General features: G+C 45.4%; 12 protein-coding genes and 1 other RNA gene. 5 read left to right on the plus strand and 8 right to left on the minus strand.

Annotation, left to right across the window (positions count from 1 at the left end):
• Positions 1-117: 117 nt before the first annotated feature.
• Together ssrA and FSB76_RS02315 are read right to left on the minus strand one after the other, a co-directional pair.
• Positions 118-486: a transfer-messenger RNA gene (gene ssrA / locus FSB76_RS02310) on the minus strand.
• A gap of 128 nt (positions 487-614) precedes the next feature.
• Positions 615-6,491, minus strand: a complete 5,877-nt coding sequence (locus FSB76_RS02315) for a DUF3320 domain-containing protein (RefSeq protein WP_147051991.1) — start codon at positions 6,489-6,491, stop codon at positions 615-617.
• 564 nt (positions 6,492-7,055) lie between these two features.
• Between FSB76_RS02315 and FSB76_RS02320 the strand changes: the two genes are divergently transcribed.
• Entirely contained in the window at positions 7,056-7,910 is an 855-nt protein-coding gene (locus tag FSB76_RS02320) for a hypothetical protein (RefSeq protein WP_147051992.1), read from the plus strand.
• A gap of 137 nt (positions 7,911-8,047) precedes the next feature.
• On the opposite strand, the gene FSB76_RS02325 is transcribed toward FSB76_RS02320, so the two are convergent.
• The 4 genes from FSB76_RS02325 to FSB76_RS02340 all read right to left on the minus strand — a co-directional run bounded on the left by FSB76_RS02325 (position 8,048) and on the right by FSB76_RS02340 (position 12,087).
• The gene (locus FSB76_RS02325; RefSeq protein WP_147051993.1) at positions 8,048-8,872 is read right to left on the minus strand and encodes a tetratricopeptide repeat protein; all 825 of its coding nucleotides are present in this window, start codon (positions 8,870-8,872) and stop codon (positions 8,048-8,050) included.
• Between the two features lie 72 nt (positions 8,873-8,944).
• A complete protein-coding gene (locus FSB76_RS02330; protein WP_147051994.1) occupies positions 8,945-10,468 on the minus strand; it encodes a Gfo/Idh/MocA family protein in 1,524 nt (507 codons plus the stop codon).
• Between the two features lie 5 nt (positions 10,469-10,473).
• Positions 10,474-11,154: a 3-keto-disaccharide hydrolase gene (locus FSB76_RS02335; RefSeq protein ID WP_147051995.1), complete on the minus strand. Its 681-nt coding sequence runs from the start codon at positions 11,152-11,154 to the stop codon at positions 10,474-10,476.
• A gap of 330 nt (positions 11,155-11,484) precedes the next feature.
• Complete coding sequence (locus tag FSB76_RS02340) at positions 11,485-12,087, minus strand: hypothetical protein (RefSeq protein WP_147051996.1); 603 nt, start codon at positions 12,085-12,087, stop codon at positions 11,485-11,487.
• A gap of 685 nt (positions 12,088-12,772) precedes the next feature.
• On the opposite strand from FSB76_RS02340, the gene FSB76_RS02345 reads away from it, so the two are divergent.
• From FSB76_RS02345 to FSB76_RS02360, 4 genes are all read left to right on the plus strand, one after another.
• Positions 12,773-13,804 (plus strand): sensor histidine kinase, encoded by a 1,032-nt coding sequence (locus FSB76_RS02345; RefSeq protein ID WP_147051997.1) that lies wholly within the window; start codon positions 12,773-12,775, stop codon positions 13,802-13,804.
• Positions 13,801-14,505, plus strand: a complete 705-nt coding sequence (locus FSB76_RS02350) for a LytR/AlgR family response regulator transcription factor (RefSeq protein WP_225976395.1) — start codon at positions 13,801-13,803, stop codon at positions 14,503-14,505. Before FSB76_RS02345 ends, FSB76_RS02350 begins: the two co-directional genes overlap by 4 nt.
• Before the next feature lie 279 nt (positions 14,506-14,784).
• Positions 14,785-17,595: a TonB-dependent receptor gene (locus tag FSB76_RS02355; RefSeq protein ID WP_147051998.1), complete on the plus strand. Its 2,811-nt coding sequence runs from the start codon at positions 14,785-14,787 to the stop codon at positions 17,593-17,595.
• Entirely contained in the window at positions 17,586-18,395 is an 810-nt protein-coding gene (locus FSB76_RS02360; RefSeq protein ID WP_147051999.1) for a DUF4249 family protein, read from the plus strand. The genes FSB76_RS02355 and FSB76_RS02360 overlap by 10 nt, the downstream gene beginning before the upstream one ends.
• On the opposite strand, the gene cls is transcribed toward FSB76_RS02360, so the two are convergent.
• Positions 18,396-19,841 carry a cardiolipin synthase gene (gene cls, locus FSB76_RS02365; protein WP_147052000.1) on the minus strand — a complete coding sequence of 482 codons (1,446 nt, stop codon included), beginning with the start codon at positions 19,839-19,841 and terminating at the stop codon, positions 18,396-18,398.
• A gap of 2 nt (positions 19,842-19,843) precedes the next feature.
• The gene (locus FSB76_RS02370; RefSeq protein ID WP_147052001.1) at positions 19,844-20,887 is read right to left on the minus strand and encodes a metal-dependent hydrolase; all 1,044 of its coding nucleotides are present in this window, start codon (positions 20,885-20,887) and stop codon (positions 19,844-19,846) included.
• Positions 20,888-20,934 lie beyond the last annotated feature (47 nt).

Consider the following 20,934-nt stretch of genomic DNA (forward strand, 5'->3'; position numbering starts at 1 on the left):
TCACCGAATTACGCTCCTTTTTATTGCGAATTGGTGAATAATATGCTCATTTGACTAAAAAACAAAAGCCTGCAATCATTTGATTTGCAGGCTTTTAGTCTGTTTTGACATTGAATTAAGTGGAGCCGGAGGGATTCGAACCCTCGTCCAAACATGGTATAAGGTAAGCTTTCTACATGCTTAGCTTCTGTTTAATTGTCGGGAACAGGAAGGTCAGTCGCTTACCTGTACCGTGTTCCGTAGGTGCCTTATCTCGCCCGCTTGTCACACCCCAAGCAGGCCAGTTTCATTTGTCGATGCCCCTGATGCCGATCCAATGAAACGCAGAACCGGCGGGACAAAAGCTATGCTAATTCTAAATTAGGCAGCTAAGGCGTAGTTATTTTCGCCATTTGTAAGTTTGAGCGTTCAGATTAAAGCGCTAATTCACCCAACGCGCTGCATGCTTACCTACTTATCTCCATCCTGTCAATTCCGGTCGACCCCATTTTTTGAGTTCGCAATTTGCCGGTGGGCAGTTTGCAGTTAAGGGTACAAAGGTAGTTAAAAAGTTGGCAGTTTTGAGTTAACAGTTTGCAATATTTATATACTCATCGCTATTTTTCACACACAAATCAACCATTATAAACTACACGCTCGCCATTTACGGTTGCAAAACCCTTTTTCACCGCAATATCAATGCCGTTTAACATGGCGCTTTCAACGTTGGTACCAAGCCGGGCAAATCCAAACAGCTTCGCCCCCTCCCTTACCAGGTCGGACTGGGCAAGGCTTACCTGGTTATGAAGAATTTCGCGGATGGCGTTCGCTACCTCTTCGGGCGGCAGGTCATCGGCATCCCGTTTATCGGCATCGGTTTTGGCAACGCGATAGATGCTATACTTTTCCGGGTTTTGGTCTACTTTCCAGAAATAAACATTGCCCCCTGCGGTTTTAGTTTGGGTAAGGTTCATCTGCTCAAATACCCCGTCCAGGTGATTAACGTATCGTGCAGTTACCCGATTAATTCCCCATGCTGCCAATACACGCCTGATGAGCAGCTCCTTGCTTATCGGCGATTCGGTTTGTAATACATTAAATACCTGCGCTTTAAGCTTGCCACGGTTATGCTGCATGATAAAATCATCGGCTGTCAGGGTATGAACAGTATCTAGGTGGCTAACCTCATATGCTTCGGCAACTTTTGAAACAGCCGGGGTTGCGGGCCGGGCTTGTGCTTCCGGAACAGACCTGTTAAATGATGGTTTGTTGTTTAAGTCTTCGGGCCGGGGTGGTACCGGTTTTGCTTTTTCCGTTACCGCCGGTTCGACGGCTTTCTTTTTACTTTCTTCTGCCTTAGTAACAGCCTCCATTATACCGCTGATAACCTTGTCCGGCTTTTCCCACCATTCTGTCGACCAGATCTTGTGCACATTCCATCCTAACGACTTTAACACATCCACCTGCACAATTTCCCTGTCGCGCGAGGTGCTTGCCGCATGGTAATTTTTACCATCGGTTAAAACGCCCAAAATATATGCCGATGGGTTTTCCCTATCCACAATGCCAAGGTCAATCCTGAAATCAGAACATCCTATCTGGCTGTGTACTTCATAACCATGTTTACGAACCGATTCGGCTATGCTTAGCTCAAACCCGCCATCTTCTTTCTGCTTAACGGATGCACGTGGCGGCAGGGCGCTTTTCCCTTTTTCAGCATAAGCTAAAAAGGCTTTTAATCCTGCTACGCCCTCAGAAGATGTGCGGTTAAGGTCTATCTGATCTGACCTTAAAGTCGAAAATACTTTCATCTCATATCTTGCCCTTGATACAGCTACATTTAGCCTCCTCCAGCCGCCATCGCGGTTTACCGGGCCAAAGTTCAGGCTTACTTTTCCTTTTTCGTCTGGCCCATAGCCTATCGAAAACAGGATCACATCGCGTTCATCACCCTGAACGTTCTCCAGGTTTTTGATAAACAGGGGTTCTCCTGTTTCCAGGGCAATCTTTTCCAGGTCGGGCCTAAGTACAAAAACGTCCGTTAACATATCATCAATCAACAGCTGCTGCACCGAGCTAAAGGTTACTATGCCAATACTCCTTTTGGCCAGCAACGGATCAGACAATCGCTTAATCACCTCATCAACAATCGCTTTGGCTTCGTATTTATTTTGCCTGCTTTTCCCTTTATCGTAATGCCCTTCTACAGGCACAAAACTCACTTTGCTGGTAATATCATCTGTTGACGGGAAGGTAAGCAGCTTGTTATCATAATATTTGGCATTGCTAAACGCAATTAAACTTTCATGCTTGCTCCTGTAATGCCACAGCAGGTGTTGCGATGGCATAGATAACGCAAGGCAATCGTCCAGGATGCTTTCCAGGTCTTCTTTCTCCACATTGTCCTCATCAAAGTTATTGGTGGCAAAAAAGCTGGTCGGCGGCATTTGTTTGGGGTCGCCTACTACAATTACGTTTGTGCCCCGGGCAATGGCGCCAACTGCCTCGCAGGTAGGCAATTGGGATGCTTCATCAAATATCACCAGGTCGAACTTAGGGTTCCCCGCATCAAAATACTGGGCTACCGATATCGGGCTCATCAGCATACAAGGTGCCAGCCGGTGCAGCAAATTAGGAATGCCATCAAATATTTTGCGGATAGACATAGCCCTTCCATTATTCCTGATCACCCGCTGCAACATGCCAATTTCCGAGCTTTGCGATGCCTCCTGCGTAAACGACGGAATGTTTGCTGCAAGCCTTGCATATAACTCCTCCCGGGTAAGCATTTCAAACTTGCTGCTCACCTCGCGAAACTTCCTTATTTTTTCGCCAAACAGGCCGCTGTTAAAACTGGCCAGCTCGGGGTGCAGGCTTAATATATATTCTGCCGCCGAGCGGTAAAATCCTTTTTGAAACTGCCTTACCAGGTCGGCATTTGCCATACTGCCTTTTTCGTAAGCGGTAAGTAAGGGGTCTAATCTTACGGCCAGGGCTTTGTCCCGTGTCAATGTCCAGTTGTACCAATCTTTCAATTCGTCAAGGTGTTGCACCCATTTAACGGCCTCATCAATCAGGTCAGCAGTATAATCGCCGGTAACAACGGGCAACGTGGCAAAGTTTATACCCAACAGTTGTTGAATTTGCCCTTCGGTAGTAGTCATTTGCTGCTCTGTAGCCAGTAAGCCGCTTAACGCGCCTGAGTTTTGGATAATAAACGCCCTGCTGCCTTCGGTAAACTCGCGCGATAATGCCGCCCGCCACTCCCTTAACTGGGTGGCACCTACAAGCGTTCCTGCGGCGCGGTTAATATTGATAACGGCATCGCTGATACGAATCAGACCGTCCCAGTCGGGATCGCCACTTTTCCATAAAAAGCCGAGCAGGCCGGGTAAAAAAGCAGCTTTGTCAATCACATCCTGTTCTGCCCGGAAGGCTATCACCTGCTGCAAGTCCTGGGCTATGGCCGATTTATCAATTTGCCCCGTGGCCGATAGCGCGCGCATGTTTTTTACAATTGTCCGCTGGCCCAGCCACCGGGGTAAAAACCATTTACCATCGGCAATATTCCATTCAGATAAAATTCTTTGCGCAGGTATAGCTAAAACTTCTTTTTGATACCGGCCAAGCAAAGCCGAACGTAGTTTATCGCGCTGTTGCCCATGAGCCGCAACGCCTACTACCTGGGCAAAGGTTTGCTCCAGAAAATCGGCCTGCAGCAATGATGCCGGAATATCGGGCAAGTTGAGCAGTAAACTTACCAGGTTATGTAACGATTGCTGCTGCTCCTTGCCTTTAACCAACCCGTTTATTTTCAGCAACCTGCTTACGCCAACAAGCTCGCTTTGGTATTTGCTTAAAAGGTCAAGCAGATTCTCTATCAATTGGCCGGCGTCTTGTTTTAGCTGGTTATTATATTGCTGCAAACGCATGTATTGCAGGGCATGGTTTGCCGGCTGGCCTATTAGCGCACCGGCTACCTGTAATTCTTCGGCTACATCGTGCCAGGCAGTTAGCTTTGCAGGGCTTAGCTGCGCTATCGCGCCTGCTGTAAAATATACCCTATCCTCCCCTTTTTCAAAACGGCTGTAGCTGCTAAACAAATCAAACAACGAATACCCGAACGGGTATTTTTTATGTAGCACTTCAACATAGGTATTCAACTCATTTCGCAGGGCAAACAGGCGGTCGGCCTCGTCGCGGTGGCTTTCGGGGGCGGCTTTGCGGGCCACCTCGGTAGCTGCTTTCAGCTGCTCCAGCACCGCTGTTTTTTTTGATTTGTTGGAATGCAACTCGAGGCAAAAATCGCCTATGCCTATTGATTCCAGCCTGTCTTCCACCACTTCAAGAGCGGCTTTTTTTGCTGCTACAAAAAGCACCCGCTTCCCGGCGTATAAGGCATTGGCTATAATATTGGTAATAGTTTGCGACTTGCCCGTTCCCGGGGGCCCATGCAGCACAAAGCTTTTATCCTGGCCCGAACTTACTATGGCCTGCAACTGCGACGAATCGGTACTAATGGGGAGCGCGATATTTGCCGGGTGCAGCTGGCTATCCTGTATCAGCGATACGTCGGCATTTTCCTGCGCCTGCCACTCCAGCTTGCCCGATACCAGACTGGCTACCACTTTATTGCGATAAAGATGATCGGCATTGTTATGAATATCGTTCCAGAGGATAAACTTACTGAACGAGAAGGTGCCCAGCACCGCCTGTTCCTCTACATCCCATCTTGACTTGGCCATGATGGCCTGCCGAACAATGTTAAATATCAGCTTTACATCTACCCCGCTTTCGTCTTTAGGTAATGTATCCAGGCCTCCAATGGTGATGCCAAAATCCTGCCTTATCATTTCCAGCAAGGTAATGTTCACCATAGTTTCCTCGTCGCGGCTGCGAATTACGTAGCCCTTTTGGGCCGATTTACGAATGATCTCTACCGGCACCAGCAATACTGGCGCATACCTCGGGCGCTCGCTTGCATCGGTTTCATACCATCTTAGCAAACCCAGGCCGATATAAAGCGTGTTAGCTCCATTCTCCTCGATGGATAACCGCGAGGCACGGAACAAACTGGTAAGGCCGTTGGTTAACTCCGGCTCGGGTAAAAAACTACGGATACGTTTTTGACTCAGTTCGTGCTGTATCAACTCGGCAATCGGGTCTGATTGATGCAGGGCCTGGTACATGCCGGCATCGCGCAGCGAGTTATCCCAATCGGCCGGCCTTGGCAACACCTGGAACTCCTGCCCATCGGCCAGGGCATCTTCCAGTTTTCCAACGTTCACGGTCATAAATTGCACTACGCTTTTGGTTATCCGGATATTGAGCAGGCTGTTACGCAACGTAAGGTCGAGTAATTTACGCTCCCAGAGGCGCTGTTTGGAAATCTCGATATGATCTACATTTTTTAGTTTTTGTCCGGCGTAAATTTCTTCGGGCAGGGCATTGGCCCGCTGCTGGCGGCTTTCTTCAATAATCTCCCAGCCTGCGGCGGTTTGTACCCTTAAGGGCAACGGCCGTATACCGCTAAAACGGGCGCGCTTAATATCTATAAATAATATAAATTCGCTGGCGTTCAACATTTTTTGCCCGGCCGATGCAGCTGCCGAATCAAATGAGGTATTGTTGCCCGCATTCATGCAGGTAGCCTCTACAATAGCTATCTCACTTATACCATCCACCGTGCGTTTGGTAATAAGCGATGGATCATCGTTCACCGCATCGGCAAATGATTCGTCAACCAGCCAGCCGCCGGCAAAGGCGTGCCCTTTCACTATGATAATAATCGGATGGATCCCCACAGCCTCCATACAGGCGGCATATAACAATGATAGATCGAGGCAATTGGCCAGCCTGTTGGCAAATATGGCATCACAAAGCCGAATGCGCTGGCCGCTTTCCTCAAAGCTGGCAGGTACTGTACAATATATCAGTTGCTGCTCGGCAATGGCCTCGTAAATAGCAGCCATTTGCTTACGTACCCTATCGGGGCTGCGGCTTTGGTAATCGTCAAATGATGGGTTATCCGTCCAGCTTTGTAAAATGGCAGATGCCCGGCGAAGGATCTTCGGAATTTCGGGGTGATTTGGCGTTACAAAAGCTGCCAGCATCTCGGGCAGCAAGCCCAGGCCATTCCATTGGTCATAAGCAAGCAGTTCTATCGGGCGATTTTCTGACAATAGCAGTTCATCGCCATTACGGATAATAATATTTATGGTACCCGATACTTTCTCAGTTAATTCTGCCAGGTATTGGGCTGATAAATTGAGCTGTATAGCCCCTGTTTCATAGGCATCCCCCTGTTCTACATACCCGTAAAGCCTTTTCCACGAAGGTGCAAATGCCGGTTCAACGGTAATTTCAACTTCCAGGGCATTCCAATCGGCACCGGTAGTGTTGTTAATTACCAGTGACCGGATTACCGGCACATGGTTTTGCTGAAGTGCGAAATTGATTACAGGGGTATATGTAAGATTGATATCTGCTGCTGTTAAAATATGCGTGCTCATATTAGTTGAAAAGATAGATATTTATTTTTATCTGTTCCATATTAAACGCTGCGAATGTGTTTTTTTAATATACCCGGCTAAAATATGGGCATGGGGGACTGGTTGGAACACATGAGTCTCGTATAAAAAAGACGTTGTGATTTCGATAGTATAGTGTATTCACAGCATCGCTTAAATCACCTCCGATTCGTTACTCATATGACACATTCAATATTTACACAAACATTGGCTTTCAACGCTGGTTAAGACTCACCCGGCTACGCTGCGCTGGCCACCCTCTCTTCGGCTTCGCCGGAAAGAGGGGTTTGAAAATTTATTACTTATTTTTTATAACGTATTTATATTCAGCGTTCAAGCCCCTCTTTCCACCACAGGTGAAGAGAGGGTGGCGGGCGCAGCCTCGCCGGGTGAGTCTTCGCCGCCATGCGATATACGTTATTCCCCATTCAGAATTTCCACCGGGCATTTAGTTACATCCTAAATTTTACATTTCTTAAAAAGCAACCATTTACCCTTTTTTAGAGTAATGACTAATAAAATCAACTACATCTTAAATTAAAACCTATGAAAAATTACAAGTTACCTCATGCTATCATTGCAGTGTTTGTAAGCATTGTACTGTTGGGCTCCTCATGCAGTAAAAGTTCAAACCGGATTATACCAACGCCGCAGCTAACCGGAGTTGTGCTGACCGATAACGCTACCTTCGGCAAGTTACTTACGGATAACAACGGATTCTCGCTTTATTTTTTCTCCAAAGATGTAAGCGGTGCTTCGGCCTGTGTAGACGGTTGCGCTACTACCTGGCCCGTATTTTACAAAGCAGGGTTGACCATTGGCACCGGCCTGACATCATCAGATTTCGGTGTGATTGACAGGCCCGATGGCAGTAAACAAAGTACCTATAAAGGCTGGCCTTTATATTATTACAGCAAAGACCTTAAAGCTGGTGATACCAATGGTGATAAGGTTGCCAACCTTTGGGCCATAGCCAAAGCCGACTACACAATTATGTTTGGCAACGCCCAACTTATCGGGCTGGATAAGGCCCAGTACAACGATCAGGGTATAGCTGGTACAGGTTCATCGCAATTTATAACTGATGACAAGGGGCTTACATTGTACATGTTTAGCAAGGATGCATCCAGCAAAAACAATTTTACCAAAGCCGATTTCAGCAATAATGCCGCGTGGCCCATTTTTGAGGTTACCGAGGTAGCCAGCATCCCCTCAATTTTTGATAAAACCCAGTTTACCACTATCAACGTATTCGGAAAAACACAGCTTGTTTATAAAGGGCATCCGCTATACCATTTTGAACAGGATGCCGTAACCCGTGGCAATACCAACGGCGTAAGCTTCCCGGTACCAGGTAGTGCCATCTGGAAGGTGACCAACAGTACAACGGTAGCTTTATAAACAGTTTTAACCCGGCGAGCGACAAATATCACCCGCCGGGTTTTATAACGTTAAAAAAGGCTACACAAGTGACTGTTGCCGTAACCCATCCCGATACACTCAAAGTATTACGGCCTACGTTTAATACGTATAAGAAATTAATTGCAATTTTCCTTTATAACCGCTTCAGCTTGCTTATTGCCTAATGCCAAAGCTTTTTTAAAGTCGGCACAAGCGCCAGGCTTATCGTTCGCATCAAGTTTAATCGCGCCTAAGTTTAAATATGCCTCGCCGTTATCGGGGTTTATTTTCAGGCATTGGTTCAAATCTTCGATGGCTCCTTTTATATCTTTCAAAAGTGCCCGAGAAACCCCTCTGTATAAATATCCCAAATCGAAGGCTGGTTTTAACTTAACGACTTCATCATATGCTGTTACCGCGCCCGAAAAATCTTTTAACACTGCCTTAGTAATGCCTATATTAAAGTAGATATCGGGATTACCCGGATTCAGACTGAGGGCCTTGTTAAAGTCTTTTAACGCATCATTATGTAATTGCAATCGGTTTTCAACCCCTCCCCTGTTCAAATACGCTTTTGAAACGTTAGGATTTAAGAAAATGGCTTGATTATAGTCAGTTAAGGCTCCGTTATTGTCTCCCAAAACATATTTTGACCAGCCACGGTTATCATAAGCACTGGCCGCTTTAGGATAGCCCTGTAAGTAAACACTATAATCCTCGATAGAACCTTTGATATCCTTAAGGTAATATCTGACCAGCCCCCTATAAAAATAAGGCCCGTAATATTTTGGATTGACAACTATAGCAGAATCATAGTAAACCCGCGCATCAGAATAATTACGAAGCACCTGTTGCTGATGCCCTTTCTGGAAAAATCCATAAGCTTTTAATGTATCAGTCTGACAAAATCCTATTGAGGAAATTATCATGTTTATTAGGAATAACACCAAAGGTTTACGCATGATGTAAATATAAACCTTCGACCATCTTTTCCAAAGATCAAACTATTATTAGCCAGAACACTTCCGACGCTATTACAATTTCAACTCGCCCCAACCCTGCCGGTATGTACGGCGGATGTATTGATTGGCTGGTTCAAAGTTGGTTACGCGCATGTTTTCGCCATCCCAATTCAAACCGGTGTACCTGCCGCTGAATTTGTAGCCTTCCATGTTGCCATAAACCGGATCGTTGCGTTTTATTTTCTCGCGCAGGTTAAAGGTGCGCAGCAACAGGTTGCCCATCAGCACTGTTTCTGTCAATGGCCCTGCATACCCCACAAATGGCGAATCCACCTCCATTTTGCCGTAGCCAGCTATACTGGCATCAACCCATTGCCACCAATGGCCATCCATACCACCGGCAACGCGCGGGTACTTTTCGGGTACGTTTATATCCTTGTTTAAGGTCAGCGGCAGCAGTCGGGGGTGACTGCCTCCCCATCCGCAGGAAACCTTCCCTTTGGTGCCTATAAACAGTGTACAGCCTTCAAAATCATTTTCGCCGGGGAAATCGCCCAGGGCTTCATTCATGTTTAAGGCTGGGTCAAGCTCGTTAAGGCGCTCGGGAGTTATGCCGCCGTCCATCCAATACAAATCGAGGTTTTTACCATTTTGCTGTTTAAATTTAAACTTGATTGAACTGGATACGGGCCCGCTTTCGGGATAAATACCTTCTTTAAAAATACCGCTGTAAACGGTGCTGGCACTGCCCGAAACTTCGGTTGGGTAACCCAGGCCAAGCAGTTTAAAAGGCGGCCCCATAATGTGGCAGCCCATATCGCCCAGCGCGCCGGTGCCAAACTCCCACCAGCCGCGCCAGTTAAAGGGCACCAGGTTGTCAATATAATTGGTTTGCTTTGCAGTACCCAGCCACAAATCCCATTTAAGTTCTTTAGGAATTGGCGGGCTTGTTTTTGGCCATGAAATGCCTTGCGGCCAAACCGGCCTGTCGGTCCAGCAGTATACTTTCTCGATATCGCCTATCAGGCCGGCTTCAAACCATTCGCGCATGGTGCGCATACCATCACAGGATGCCCCCTGGTCGCCCATTTGGGTTACCACCTGGTATTTTTCCGATGCCTGGGTTAATATGCGAGCTTCGTAAATGTCATGTGTTAATGGCTTTTGCAGGTACAAATGTTTTTTAAGTTGCATAGCGCTCAGCCCAACCAAAGCGTGGTTATGATCGGGTATGGCCACGGTTACGGCATCAAAGTTTTTATGCTGTTTATCAAACAACTCGCGCCAGTCGTGATAATAAGGCGCTTTGGGGAACTCTTTGCGGCGTGGGGCGGCCTGCCTGTCGTCAACATCGCATAAAAAGGCTATAACGGCATTCTTTTTAGGCGCGGTAGCAAAGTGCTTAATATCATTTTCGGCTTCGCCGCCGCAACCTATCGCGGCAATGTACAGCTTATCGCTTGGCGCGGTGTAACCTTTGCCACCCAGCACAAAACGAGGCACGATGTAAAAACCGGCTGTTGCTATGGCGGCTTTTTTTATAAAGTCGGCGCGGCTTATGCCATTGTGGTCTTTTGTTTCATCCAATTGCTCCATGGTTATTATTTATGCAATGGTTTAACAGCTACTTCCTTAAAAAAAACCACATCGTCATCGCCATGGTTTTGCAAACCTATGTAGCCCTCATTAGGACGAATGCCGCGGAACGGTTCAAAATCAAATTTGCGGGCCGGCGTCGGGTCGCCCTCTTTATAGTCGGTTACTTTTTGACCGTTGACCACAACTATAGTTCGCGGGCCATCCAGTGTAATTTCCATAGTATTCCACTGCGGGCCGGGCTTACCCGGTTTGGCCAATGGCTTGGTAAGCGAGTACAGGGTGCCGGTAATATGGTAGTCGTCCTCTTTGGAGGTTTCCGGGTGGTTATCTATCTGCACCTCATAACCATAAAATACGGGCATCCATTCCTCGCGGGGCTCCAGCGGTATGCGGATGAATACGCCGGCATTACTGTTAAACTTTTGCATTTTATAAACTACGCGGATGGTGCAATTGCTGAATTTTTCCTTCGTCCAGTACAATAAGCCCATGCCGCCGTGGCTGCCGGTTAAGCCATCCTTTACATAGCGGCTGCCCTTGCCTACCTGTTTCCAGCCATTAAGGTCTTTACCGTTAAAAAGCTGTCGCCAGCCATCCTTATTTTGCGCCTGGGCATTTACAGAAAATAAAATAGCGAAAAATAAACAGCCAAACAGGCCTCGCTGAAAGTGCTTTTTAATCATGGCAGACAGGAATTAAATGGTTTATAATTGGTTGTACTAATGTAGAGATATTTATTTGAATGATGCAAGCGGGGTGGAATTTGCAGGCTGATTTAATACAGATACATGAACGCATTTACGATAACCTTACCTATATCATAACATAAAATTAATGCGCCATTCGGTACTTAAAAACTCAATCAAGCTTAAAAGGAACAATAAATAGCAATAACGACTTATGGTGAATAATATCGCAATTGATAGCATTGGCAATAACAAACAGGCTTAGCAGCTAACAGGGGATAGCAAAACCCCTGGTCTAATAAATTGTAGACTAAACGATATTGGATACTAAATAACTTCCTCTTTCTGTTGATTGACCAACCTGTTTATTTTTGGTTGTAATATCCAGATGCCGATGCAGAAAAACCAGATGAGGAAAAACTCGCCGGTAAAATCGCTAAAGGTAACCTCGCGCTGAAGCTCGACTGTTTTAATAGTTTTTGCGGCAAAATACATACAGTAAAAAATGCAGAACATGCTAAATAAATGCAGCGGAACAATAACTGAAAAAGCCAATAAAATTGGTGCCGGGTTATGAACGTTATTAAAATGGAGAGACAAAAATAACGTAGGAAGAGTTATACAAAGGACTGTTATATATATTACAGGGATAAGCAGAAAAACCTTAAATAAGGTAACCTTCATTTTTATACCCGCAGGAACCGTGCTTTGTAAGCCTGTGGCCACCGACCAAAACCAGCCAAACATGGTGCCCATAAACAGCAGCATAATAAACGGAAAAAATTTAAAATAGCTAAATATAAAATCGGGACCGGCGTTAGGGCTCAAACCCGTAATAATACTGCCCATCATTACTATTTGCAGCAACATAGGGATACCAAACGATAAAAGGAACAATTGCCAGTGTTTGGCGCGTAAAAAAATATGCATACCGGTTTGTGGGTTTAAGGTTTAAAACAACGAGTAAAGATCGCGACTTTCAATGGCTAAGATAATTGTTTTGTTGATTTTGTAACGGACCTAATTATATATTTCGCAAGGCACTTTGTAGTACTAAGTCAAAAGAACGGTGAAGCTGGCCTTATCCGGTTATTCAACAATCATCAGGCAGCAAAAAAATAAGGCCGAAAAACTCTCGCAGTTTTATCGGCCTTTACATCTACCTATGAAAAACAATCCTTTGAGAAGGATATTAAGTTATATTCAATTGCAATACCAATTATTAAATATGGGTTAAAATGCTTAAAACAACACTTAATTTAAAATTGCGTAATAGTTTGTGGAAATTACTCCACTATTATTGTGTAATAATGACGCAGTAGGTGGTTGGTCATTAGTCATTGGTCATTGGTCATTGGTCATTGGTCATTGGTCATTATGGAAAGCTCCTTGACTTATGATTGTTTTAACTATTTAACATAATGCTAACTCAGAACTCAGAACTCAGAACTCAGAACTCAGAACTCAGAACTCAGAACTCAGAACTCAGAACTCAGAACTCAGAACTCAGAACTCAGAACTCAGAACTCAGAACTAAAGGCCTTTTCGTCGGCACATTTAAGCCGCTCGTCTATTGTATTTAATACGATGGATAAATGAGTTTACCTTAGCCCGCATGTTTAACCGCATAAAGCCGGCGCTTGTTATCGAGGTGTTTATCCACCTGCTATTTTGGGCGCTTATTATTTATACCCCTATTATTTCCCGGCCGGATATGCGGGGCATGCCGCAGCACTTTTTTTCGCCCGGACGTATCATCACCTTCAACCTGGTACTTGCCGCCGAGTTTTACCTGAATGCCTTTTTACTTATCCCCAAGGTTTTAAAAAAGAATATCTGGCTTTACTTTTTGGCTTTGTTGGCATCCTTTGTAGTTTTTAACATCGTGCTGCTATATGCCAGGCCGCATTTTCCTTTGCCCAATGTAAAAGATATGGAAGGCCGGGCACCACGCGGACCTTTATTTGTACTTTTCCCATTACTATCTATTACAGCGGGCAGTTTCGCCTACCATTACCTGGCCGATCAGTTTAGGGCGATGAATAAAAAGAAGGATATCACCAATGCCTCGCTCCTGTCCGAACTGGCTTTTCTGCGTTCGCAGATCAGTCCGCACTTTATATTTAACGTTATAAACAGCGCTGTGGCCTTATCCAGGTTAAATCCTGCGGCAGTTGAGCCTACGCTTATACAATTATCAAAATTATTGCGTTACATGCTTTATGTTACTGATGCCGAAATGGTAACAGTGCAAAAAAAAGAAGATTACCTGCGCAGTTATATCGACCTGCAACAACTGCGCTTTGGCGACCTGGTAAAAATTTACTTTAAATCGGATATAAAAGCGCCTGATAAAACTATCGAGCCTATGCTGCTGATCCCTTTTGTGGAGAATGCCTTTAAGCACGGAACCGGCGATATTGCCCGGCCCGATATAGCGGTTACACTTTTTGCCGATGAAGAAACACTGCGGTTTACCGTACAAAACGTGTATAACGCGGCCGAAAAGCAAAAGGATAATGATAGCGGCATCGGTTTAGCCAATGTAAAACGGCGGCTGGAACTACTTTACCCCGGTAAACACAACTTATACATCAATAAAAACGAACAAACTTATATTGTAATGCTGCAAATTGAACTTAAATGATGCGATGCCTGATTATTGACGACGAACCGCTGGCCCTCGACCTGCTGGAAGATAACCTGAAACATGTGCATAGCATACAAATAGCAGCACGCTGCCGCAATGCCGGCGAAGCCATCCTGGCCATGCAGAAGGAGCAGATTGACCTGATATTTTGCGATATCTATATGCCAGGCATTAATGGTTTACAGCTCATTAAAAGCCTCACCCAGCGCCCCATGGTGATATTTGTAACGGCTTATGAAAAATTTGCACTGGAAGGTTTTGAACTGGATGTAATTGACTACCTGGTAAAACCGGTACCGCTTGACCGTTTTTTAAAAGCCTGCCATAAGGCTATCGACCTGTTTGAACTTCGCCGGAGCTATGTACCCCAGCCTGTTGTAAAAAATTATTTTTTTTTGCATGCCGACTATAACCTCATCAAAATCAGTTTTGACCAGGTAGAATATATCGAGGGGCTGAAAGATTATGTAAAAGTACATTTCACTAATCAGCAAAAACCGGTTTTATCGCGCATCAGCCTTAAAGCTGTAGAACTGCAACTACCCGCCGAGCAATTTTTCAGGGTGCATAAATCATTCGTGGTAAACCTGCAGCATGTATCCCAGCTGCGCCGTGCCCGCATAAAACTCATCAACACCGAAGTGCCCCTAAGCGACAGCTACAGGGAGGTGATTAATAAAATGATTGGGAAGGTTTAGTTTAGTCGGAAAAGTCCGGAAGTCCGAAAGTCCGGAAGTAGGAATGCCTAAAAGTTTGAAGATTAGGCTGCAAGTTTTACGATTTATCTTCCCTTCGGACTTTCGGCCCCCCTGACTCCCGAACTTTCCGACTTCCGGACTTTTCCGACTTTCCGACTTCCGGACCTCCCCCCACTACACATTCCCCCCATTTATCTACACAAGCTCTCCTGATGTCGCATTTATTTTATGTGGATGAAAATAGGGTGCAATTTCGTTGCAAAGAAAATACAGCCCCTGATGAAGAGATTTTCCTTATTGTTATTTACTATCGTAGCGTTAGGCCATTCGGCCACACAGGCACAGCAAACACAAAAAAAGCTGAAAGACATCATCGTTAACCACTTTTTTTTGTGCACGCTTGATAAAATGCTTGATACCATATCAACCACCTACCAAATCCGTATTGTGTATGATAAAAACCAACTGGAAGGTATGGATGTGGTGGAGCACTTTTTTGAAGAGCCTTTAAAAAACATCATCAAACAGGTTTGCGAGGAGCACGATTTGAAATACTGGATTGAATCGACCGGCACCATTTACATCCTGAAAAATACCGACGACCTGGCCCGGTTGAAAAAGCTAAACCAACTTTCGTTGCAGGCTGCAAATGCCAAAATAAAACGGAAAAAGACCGATGATGACGACCCGGACATAGCGCCAAAGATAGCCCCCAAACATTTCATGTTCAGCATAAACGGGCGGGTGATTGATCAGCTAACCGGCGAATCCCTCCCATCGGCTTCAGTGAAGATCCGGAACTCCGACCTCACCGCAATGAGTAATTCGGATGGTTATTTTACTTTTTTACGGGTACCCTCAGACACTTGCGTGGTAGAAGTATCTTATTCGGGCTACCAAACAGACTATTTCAGGCTTAGCAGCGATAAAATCAACAACACGCTTATATGTGGGCTGTACGCATCGTTAAATACATTAAATGAAGTTAATATTACCGGCAAAAAAAGCGGAGTTATGAACACTGATAGCAGGCAGGTGGGCGTGCTCCAGCTTTCGCCGGCAAATTTAGATAAACTGCCAACCATGGGCGATAAGGATATTCTACGCGCCTTCCAGCTGATGCCTGGCGTGAGCGGCACAAACGAATCATCATCCGGGGCCTATGTGCGTGGCGGTACGCCCGATCAAAACCTGGTTTTGCTGGATGGCTTTACCGTTTACCAGGTTGATCACTTATATGGCTTCTTTAGCGCCTTTAACGCCAGCGCGGTAAAGGATGTGCAGCTGTATAAAGGTGGCTTTACCTCCAAATACGGCGGAAGGCTATCAAGCGTTACCGAAATTAACGGCAAGGAAGGCAATAAAAACGAAACCAATATGGGTGTGGACCTGAGCTTACTAAGCGCGAGCGGCTTCCTGGAGACACCACTTTCCAAAAATGAAACCTTATTGCTTTCCATCAGGCGATCATACCAGGGGCCTTTTTATAACAAGATATTTAACCAGTTTAACCAGACAACAACATTCCAGGGAGGCGGTGGAGGCGGTTTTGGCGGCCGAGGTGGTGGCGGCTTTGCCAACCAGGTAACGCCTGCCTCGTATTTTTACGATGCCAACGCCAAATACACATATACCATCAGCGATAAGGATAAACTTTCGGTAAGCTATTACTCCGGAACCGATAAAACCGATAACAGCCGTACCCTCGGGCTGCCGCCAGGCCTTTCAGGTTCGGGCAGCGGAATTGGCATTACCGATTATACCAAATATGGCAACCTGGGCAGCAGTGTAAAATGGTTCAGGCAGTGGGGTAAAAAACTGTACTCCAACAATTACATTACCTACTCCTCGTATTTCAACAACCGGGAACGCGCCAGTTCGGGCGGCTCATTGCTGGATAGTAATGGCATTGCCCACACTTTTAGCAACAGCACGGTAGAAACCAACCATCTGAAAGATGTTGGCTATAAATCTGAATGGGAATGGCAAGCCGGCGAAACTTACAAGCTGCTTTTTGGAGGCTTTGTTAACTATAAAAAAATTGATTACGAATACACCCAAAACGATACCGGCAAACTGATTAACCAGCATAACAACGCCATGCTGGAAGGTGTTTATGCCGAGCTTTCTATCGACCCAAACAACAACTTCCACATCCAGCCGGGCTTGCGGGCCAGCTATTACGGCCCGACGGGTAAGCCTTATTTTGAACCCCGGCTATCAGCCAGCTATAATTTGAACGAGCATTTTACGGTAAAGGGTGCTACCGGGCAATTTTACCAGTTTGAAAACCAGGTAATACGACAAGACATCCTTGCCGGCGACCGTAACTTTTGGGTGCTATCCAACGGCGACAATATCCCGGTTGGCATGGCCCGGCATTATATAGGCGGCCTTAGCTATGAAAATGATGAATTTTTGATTAGTGTAGAAAGCTATTACAAAACCTTAACCGGGCTTACGCAATATACGGTGAAGCAAACCCAAACGGGAGGTGGCGGTTTCCGTATGGCCGCGCCGCAAACGCAAACCGTAACCGAAGATTTTTATACAGGTACCGGTCGCGATGCCGGTGTTGAATTACTGATACAAAAAAAGCTGGGCAACTATACCGGCTGGGTAAGCTATACGCTTGCCAAAGCCCAGAATAAATTTGCAGCTTTCGGCGATTATTATTACGATGCCAACCAGGATGTAAGGCATGAGTTTAAATCCATCAATATGTACCATTACAACAGGTTTAACTTTGCAGCAACATTCCTGTTTAGCACCGGCAGGCCATATACTGCCCCCCTATCAACCTATACCATTCAAACAGCCGACGGTAACAGTAAAACTTACCTGAACATTAGCGACAAAAACGGCGAACGCCTGCCCGCCTACCATCGTCTGGATATGTCGGTATCGTATGATCTGCTGAAGATTGATGGTCATAAAGTAGGCTCGATAGGCCTGTCATTCTTCAACGTTTACAACCATACTAATACCTGGTATAAAGAGTACCAGGTGCAAAATAACCAGGTGATAACCACCAATGTAAATTACCTGGGCTTTACCCCCAACCTAACACTCAGCTTAAGATGGAAATAAAAACATATACACGCTATATCGCATTGAGTTTAATGGGCAGTTTAATACTGCTGGCATCGTGTAAAAAAAATCAGTCGGATATATTGGCCACCAACAAACCGGTGGTTGAATCATACCTTATCCCCGGCCAGGTGTTAAGTATTAAAGTTTACCAGCAAAAGGCCCTTACCGATACTACAACTTACGGCGCGGCACTTACAGGTTTAAGCATCAGCGTATCTGACGGCAGCAAAAGCGTTAAATTAACCGAAAGCGCAAGCGGCACGTATACCTATGCCGATCAATCGTTTATCACCACCGGTAAAACGTATACCATGCAGTTTACCTATGCCGGCGTAGCAATTAGCGCCACTACCATTATGCCGGGCAAACCGCAGAATTTTACGTTATCTGATAGTGTTTTTCATGTGTTAAGCACCATTAACCCTTTATATGCCGATGTAACAAGGGCTACCATTAAATGGAGTAATCCAGATTCGCTGTACCACCTGCTGGTGTTCAAAAATCTTGACAACGATCCCTATTATATATCTTACATCCGCAGTAATAATAAGCCCAGCTTCCAGATTAACGCCGAGCGGGCATCGTATTACAACCTGGTACAATCGTCGTTTAACTATTACGGCCATTATAAAGTGATATTAATGCGGGTAAACCAGGAATACATCAACATACTAACAACCAATATCACCCGCGATTCGCAGGCTTTGCTCAACGAGCCCACCAATGTAACCAACGGCCTGGGCATATTTACGGCTATGCAAACAGATACATTGAGTTTAAGGGTTACTACGCAATAGCTACAACAATGGCGATAAAAGCCTGATGAGCTTTTCGGGCAGTTGTTTAAACAGGGTACGTTTGGCCCAGGTTTTAGGGTTAATTTTAACGGCATCTTTAATATCCGCGTAAAAAGCATCGCTTAACTGGCCGGCTATTGTATCGTCATATATCATGCTGTTCACTTCAAAATTAAGTTCAAAACTCCGGTGATCCATATTGGCGGTGCCAACAATGGCCAGTTGCCCATCGGCAACTATGGTTTTGGCGTGTACAAATCCTTTGCGATACAGGTAAATTTCGACACCTGCCTCTAAAATCTCGCCATAATACGACCGGGCTGCGGCGTTTACCAATGCCGAGTCGGACTTGCCCGGAACCAGTAGTTTAACCTTAACGCCGCTACGCGCGGCTACATTAAGTGCATCAAGGATACTTTCACCGGGGATAAAATATGGCGAGGTGATCAGCAGTTCCTCTTCGGCCATACCAATGGCCTGGATGAGCGAGAACATGATAGTAGGTATATCCGAATCGGGGCCGCTGGCGGCAATTTGCACTACGGCCTGCCCTTTGTCGCTTTTGGTTGAGCAGAAGAAATTCTTCTCTAAAGCCAGTTTTTTACCCGAGCTAAAATTCCAATCGCAGATAAAAAGGTATTGCAAATAATATACGCCGGGGCCATTGATGCGCACATGCGTATCCCGCCAGTAAAGTTTCTTTTTGCTGCCGTTGTTAATATACCTGTCGCTTACATTTATGCCCCCTACAAAACCTGTGCAGCCATCAATTACGATGATTTTGCGATGGTCGCGGTAATTAGTACGGTTGGATAGTGCTATAAACAGGATCTTGTAAAAAGGGTAAGCCTCCACCCCTCCGGCTATTAATTCGGGTACCAGGGTGTGGCGTATGGAGCGGCTGCCAAAATCATCATAAATGAAACGCACTTTAACACCCTCGGAAGCCTTTTGAATCAGGATGTCTTTTATCTGGTTGCCAATGTTATCATCCTCATAAATGTAATATTCCATGTGGATGTGGTGCCTGGCATTTTTTAAGGCAGTTATTACATCGGGGAATTTCTCCTCGCCGTTAATGTAAAGCTTAACATCGTTATTACAGGTTAGCGGGCTATTATCATTCAGCAGCATACGGGTAAGCTTTTTATAGCCTTTTAACTCTTCTTCCCCGCTATTCCAACTTCTTTCCGATTCCTGTATCACCTGTTCACGAATCTCGGCCAATAGCTTGCTGTCGCTTACTATTTTTTTGGAGTACAGTTTATTTTTCCGGTAATTGGCACCCACGGCAAAGTAAATAACCATACCAACAACCGGCATAAGGATGGTAATAAGCAAGTACGCGAAAGTTTTAGTTGCCGAGCGGATATCATATAATATACGCAAACAAACAAAAACAACCAGGATAACATAAATGCCAATTGCGGGTAAATACCAGTTCATTGCTAAATTTTGTGATTAGGTTTATTTTCGATAACTGATTTGCCCAGTATTCGCTTAACGTAAATTTTAAGCGCATGACCGTTCCAGCCGCTCAGGCGACCTTTTTGCAGCAGCATAGCCTGGTTTTTACCGGCAATTAGCGGGTAACTAAACGCAAACTGCGCATCGGCAACTGCCCAGCCCTGTACCTGCCCAAACCGCAACACGTTGATATTGATATCATTTCCCGCTTTGGTTATAGTGTAGTATTTGTCGGAAAACGTAACCAGGCTATTTACTACGTTTTTGTTTTGAACGCCATTTAATAACGAATCATTTTTAGCATGGAATTGATACGCAATACCGTTGGCATTACCATCAAATACCGAACTATATGCCGTGTTATAACCATTGTTTACCGGTGCAACAATGTACCAAAGCATGCTGGTAAAGGGCGCTGGTGTAATTAAGTAGCCAGGTTGAACCCCATCTTTTTTCAATGTTGCCTGTACCCTGCCGCTTATGTACAACTTACTAAACACAGCTAAGCATAAATATAGCCCGGAAAGTGCAATAGCTACAAAAGCCCATTTCGCGCGGCCCTGATAACGGATATTTTTAAAAACCAAAACTACAAAGGCTACAAGCAAGCCTGTGGTAAATAAAGGATCGGCCACATAAAGCAGGTTAACCGAAAACCGTTGATGGCTAAACGGTTCCAGCAGGCCGGTACCGTAGGCATTACAGGTATCCAGCAAATCGTGCAGCATTAATTGCAGGCAAAAAAACAGGGCCAGGGTTACAAACGGCACATAAACCTTATGATGTATCCGCCGAACCAAAAAAGCTAAGGCCAGGCCAACAACTAACGCGAAAACTAAGGAATGGGTTATACCACGATGAGCCAAAAGCGCCTGTTCGGGAGAGAGAAACAAAGCCCCGGCACTATCAATATCGGGCAGGCTTTGGGCTATCGCTCCCCACATCAGCGCTTGCTTGCCCAATTTTTTACCCAATACAAGTTCGCCAATGCAGGCGCCTAAAGTAATATGGGTAACTGAATCCATTGGCCGGTTTTATATTTTGTTTTGATAATGATTTTTCGCAGATATTG

Source organism: Mucilaginibacter ginsenosidivorax (genome assembly GCF_007971525.1).
In the GTDB taxonomy this organism is placed as follows: Bacteria; Bacteroidota; Bacteroidia; order Sphingobacteriales; family Sphingobacteriaceae; genus Mucilaginibacter; species Mucilaginibacter ginsenosidivorax.

What these genes read in the sequence shown, in the direction of transcription:
- FSB76_RS02315 (WP_147051991.1), bottom strand. Translation starts at nt 6,491, where the DNA reads ATGAGCACGCATATTTTAACAGCAGCAGATATCAATCTTACATATACC.
- FSB76_RS02335 (WP_147051995.1), bottom strand. Translation starts at nt 11,154, where the DNA reads ATGATTAAAAAGCACTTTCAGCGAGGCCTGTTTGGCTGTTTATTTTTC.
- cls (WP_147052000.1), bottom strand. Translation starts at nt 19,841, where the DNA reads ATGAACTGGTATTTACCCGCAATTGGCATTTATGTTATCCTGGTTGTT.
- FSB76_RS02350 (WP_225976395.1), top strand. Translation starts at nt 13,801, where the DNA reads ATGATGCGATGCCTGATTATTGACGACGAACCGCTGGCCCTCGACCTG.
- FSB76_RS02330 (WP_147051994.1), bottom strand. Translation starts at nt 10,468, where the DNA reads ATGGAGCAATTGGATGAAACAAAAGACCACAATGGCATAAGCCGCGCC.
- FSB76_RS02370 (WP_147052001.1), bottom strand. Translation starts at nt 20,887, where the DNA reads ATGGATTCAGTTACCCATATTACTTTAGGCGCCTGCATTGGCGAACTT.
- FSB76_RS02355 (WP_147051998.1), top strand. Translation starts at nt 14,785, where the DNA reads ATGAAGAGATTTTCCTTATTGTTATTTACTATCGTAGCGTTAGGCCAT.
- FSB76_RS02360 (WP_147051999.1), top strand. Translation starts at nt 17,586, where the DNA reads ATGGAAATAAAAACATATACACGCTATATCGCATTGAGTTTAATGGGC.
- FSB76_RS02340 (WP_147051996.1), bottom strand. Translation starts at nt 12,087, where the DNA reads ATGCATATTTTTTTACGCGCCAAACACTGGCAATTGTTCCTTTTATCG.
- FSB76_RS02320 (WP_147051992.1), top strand. Translation starts at nt 7,056, where the DNA reads ATGAAAAATTACAAGTTACCTCATGCTATCATTGCAGTGTTTGTAAGC.
- FSB76_RS02345 (WP_147051997.1), top strand. Translation starts at nt 12,773, where the DNA reads ATGTTTAACCGCATAAAGCCGGCGCTTGTTATCGAGGTGTTTATCCAC.
- FSB76_RS02325 (WP_147051993.1), bottom strand. Translation starts at nt 8,872, where the DNA reads ATGCGTAAACCTTTGGTGTTATTCCTAATAAACATGATAATTTCCTCA.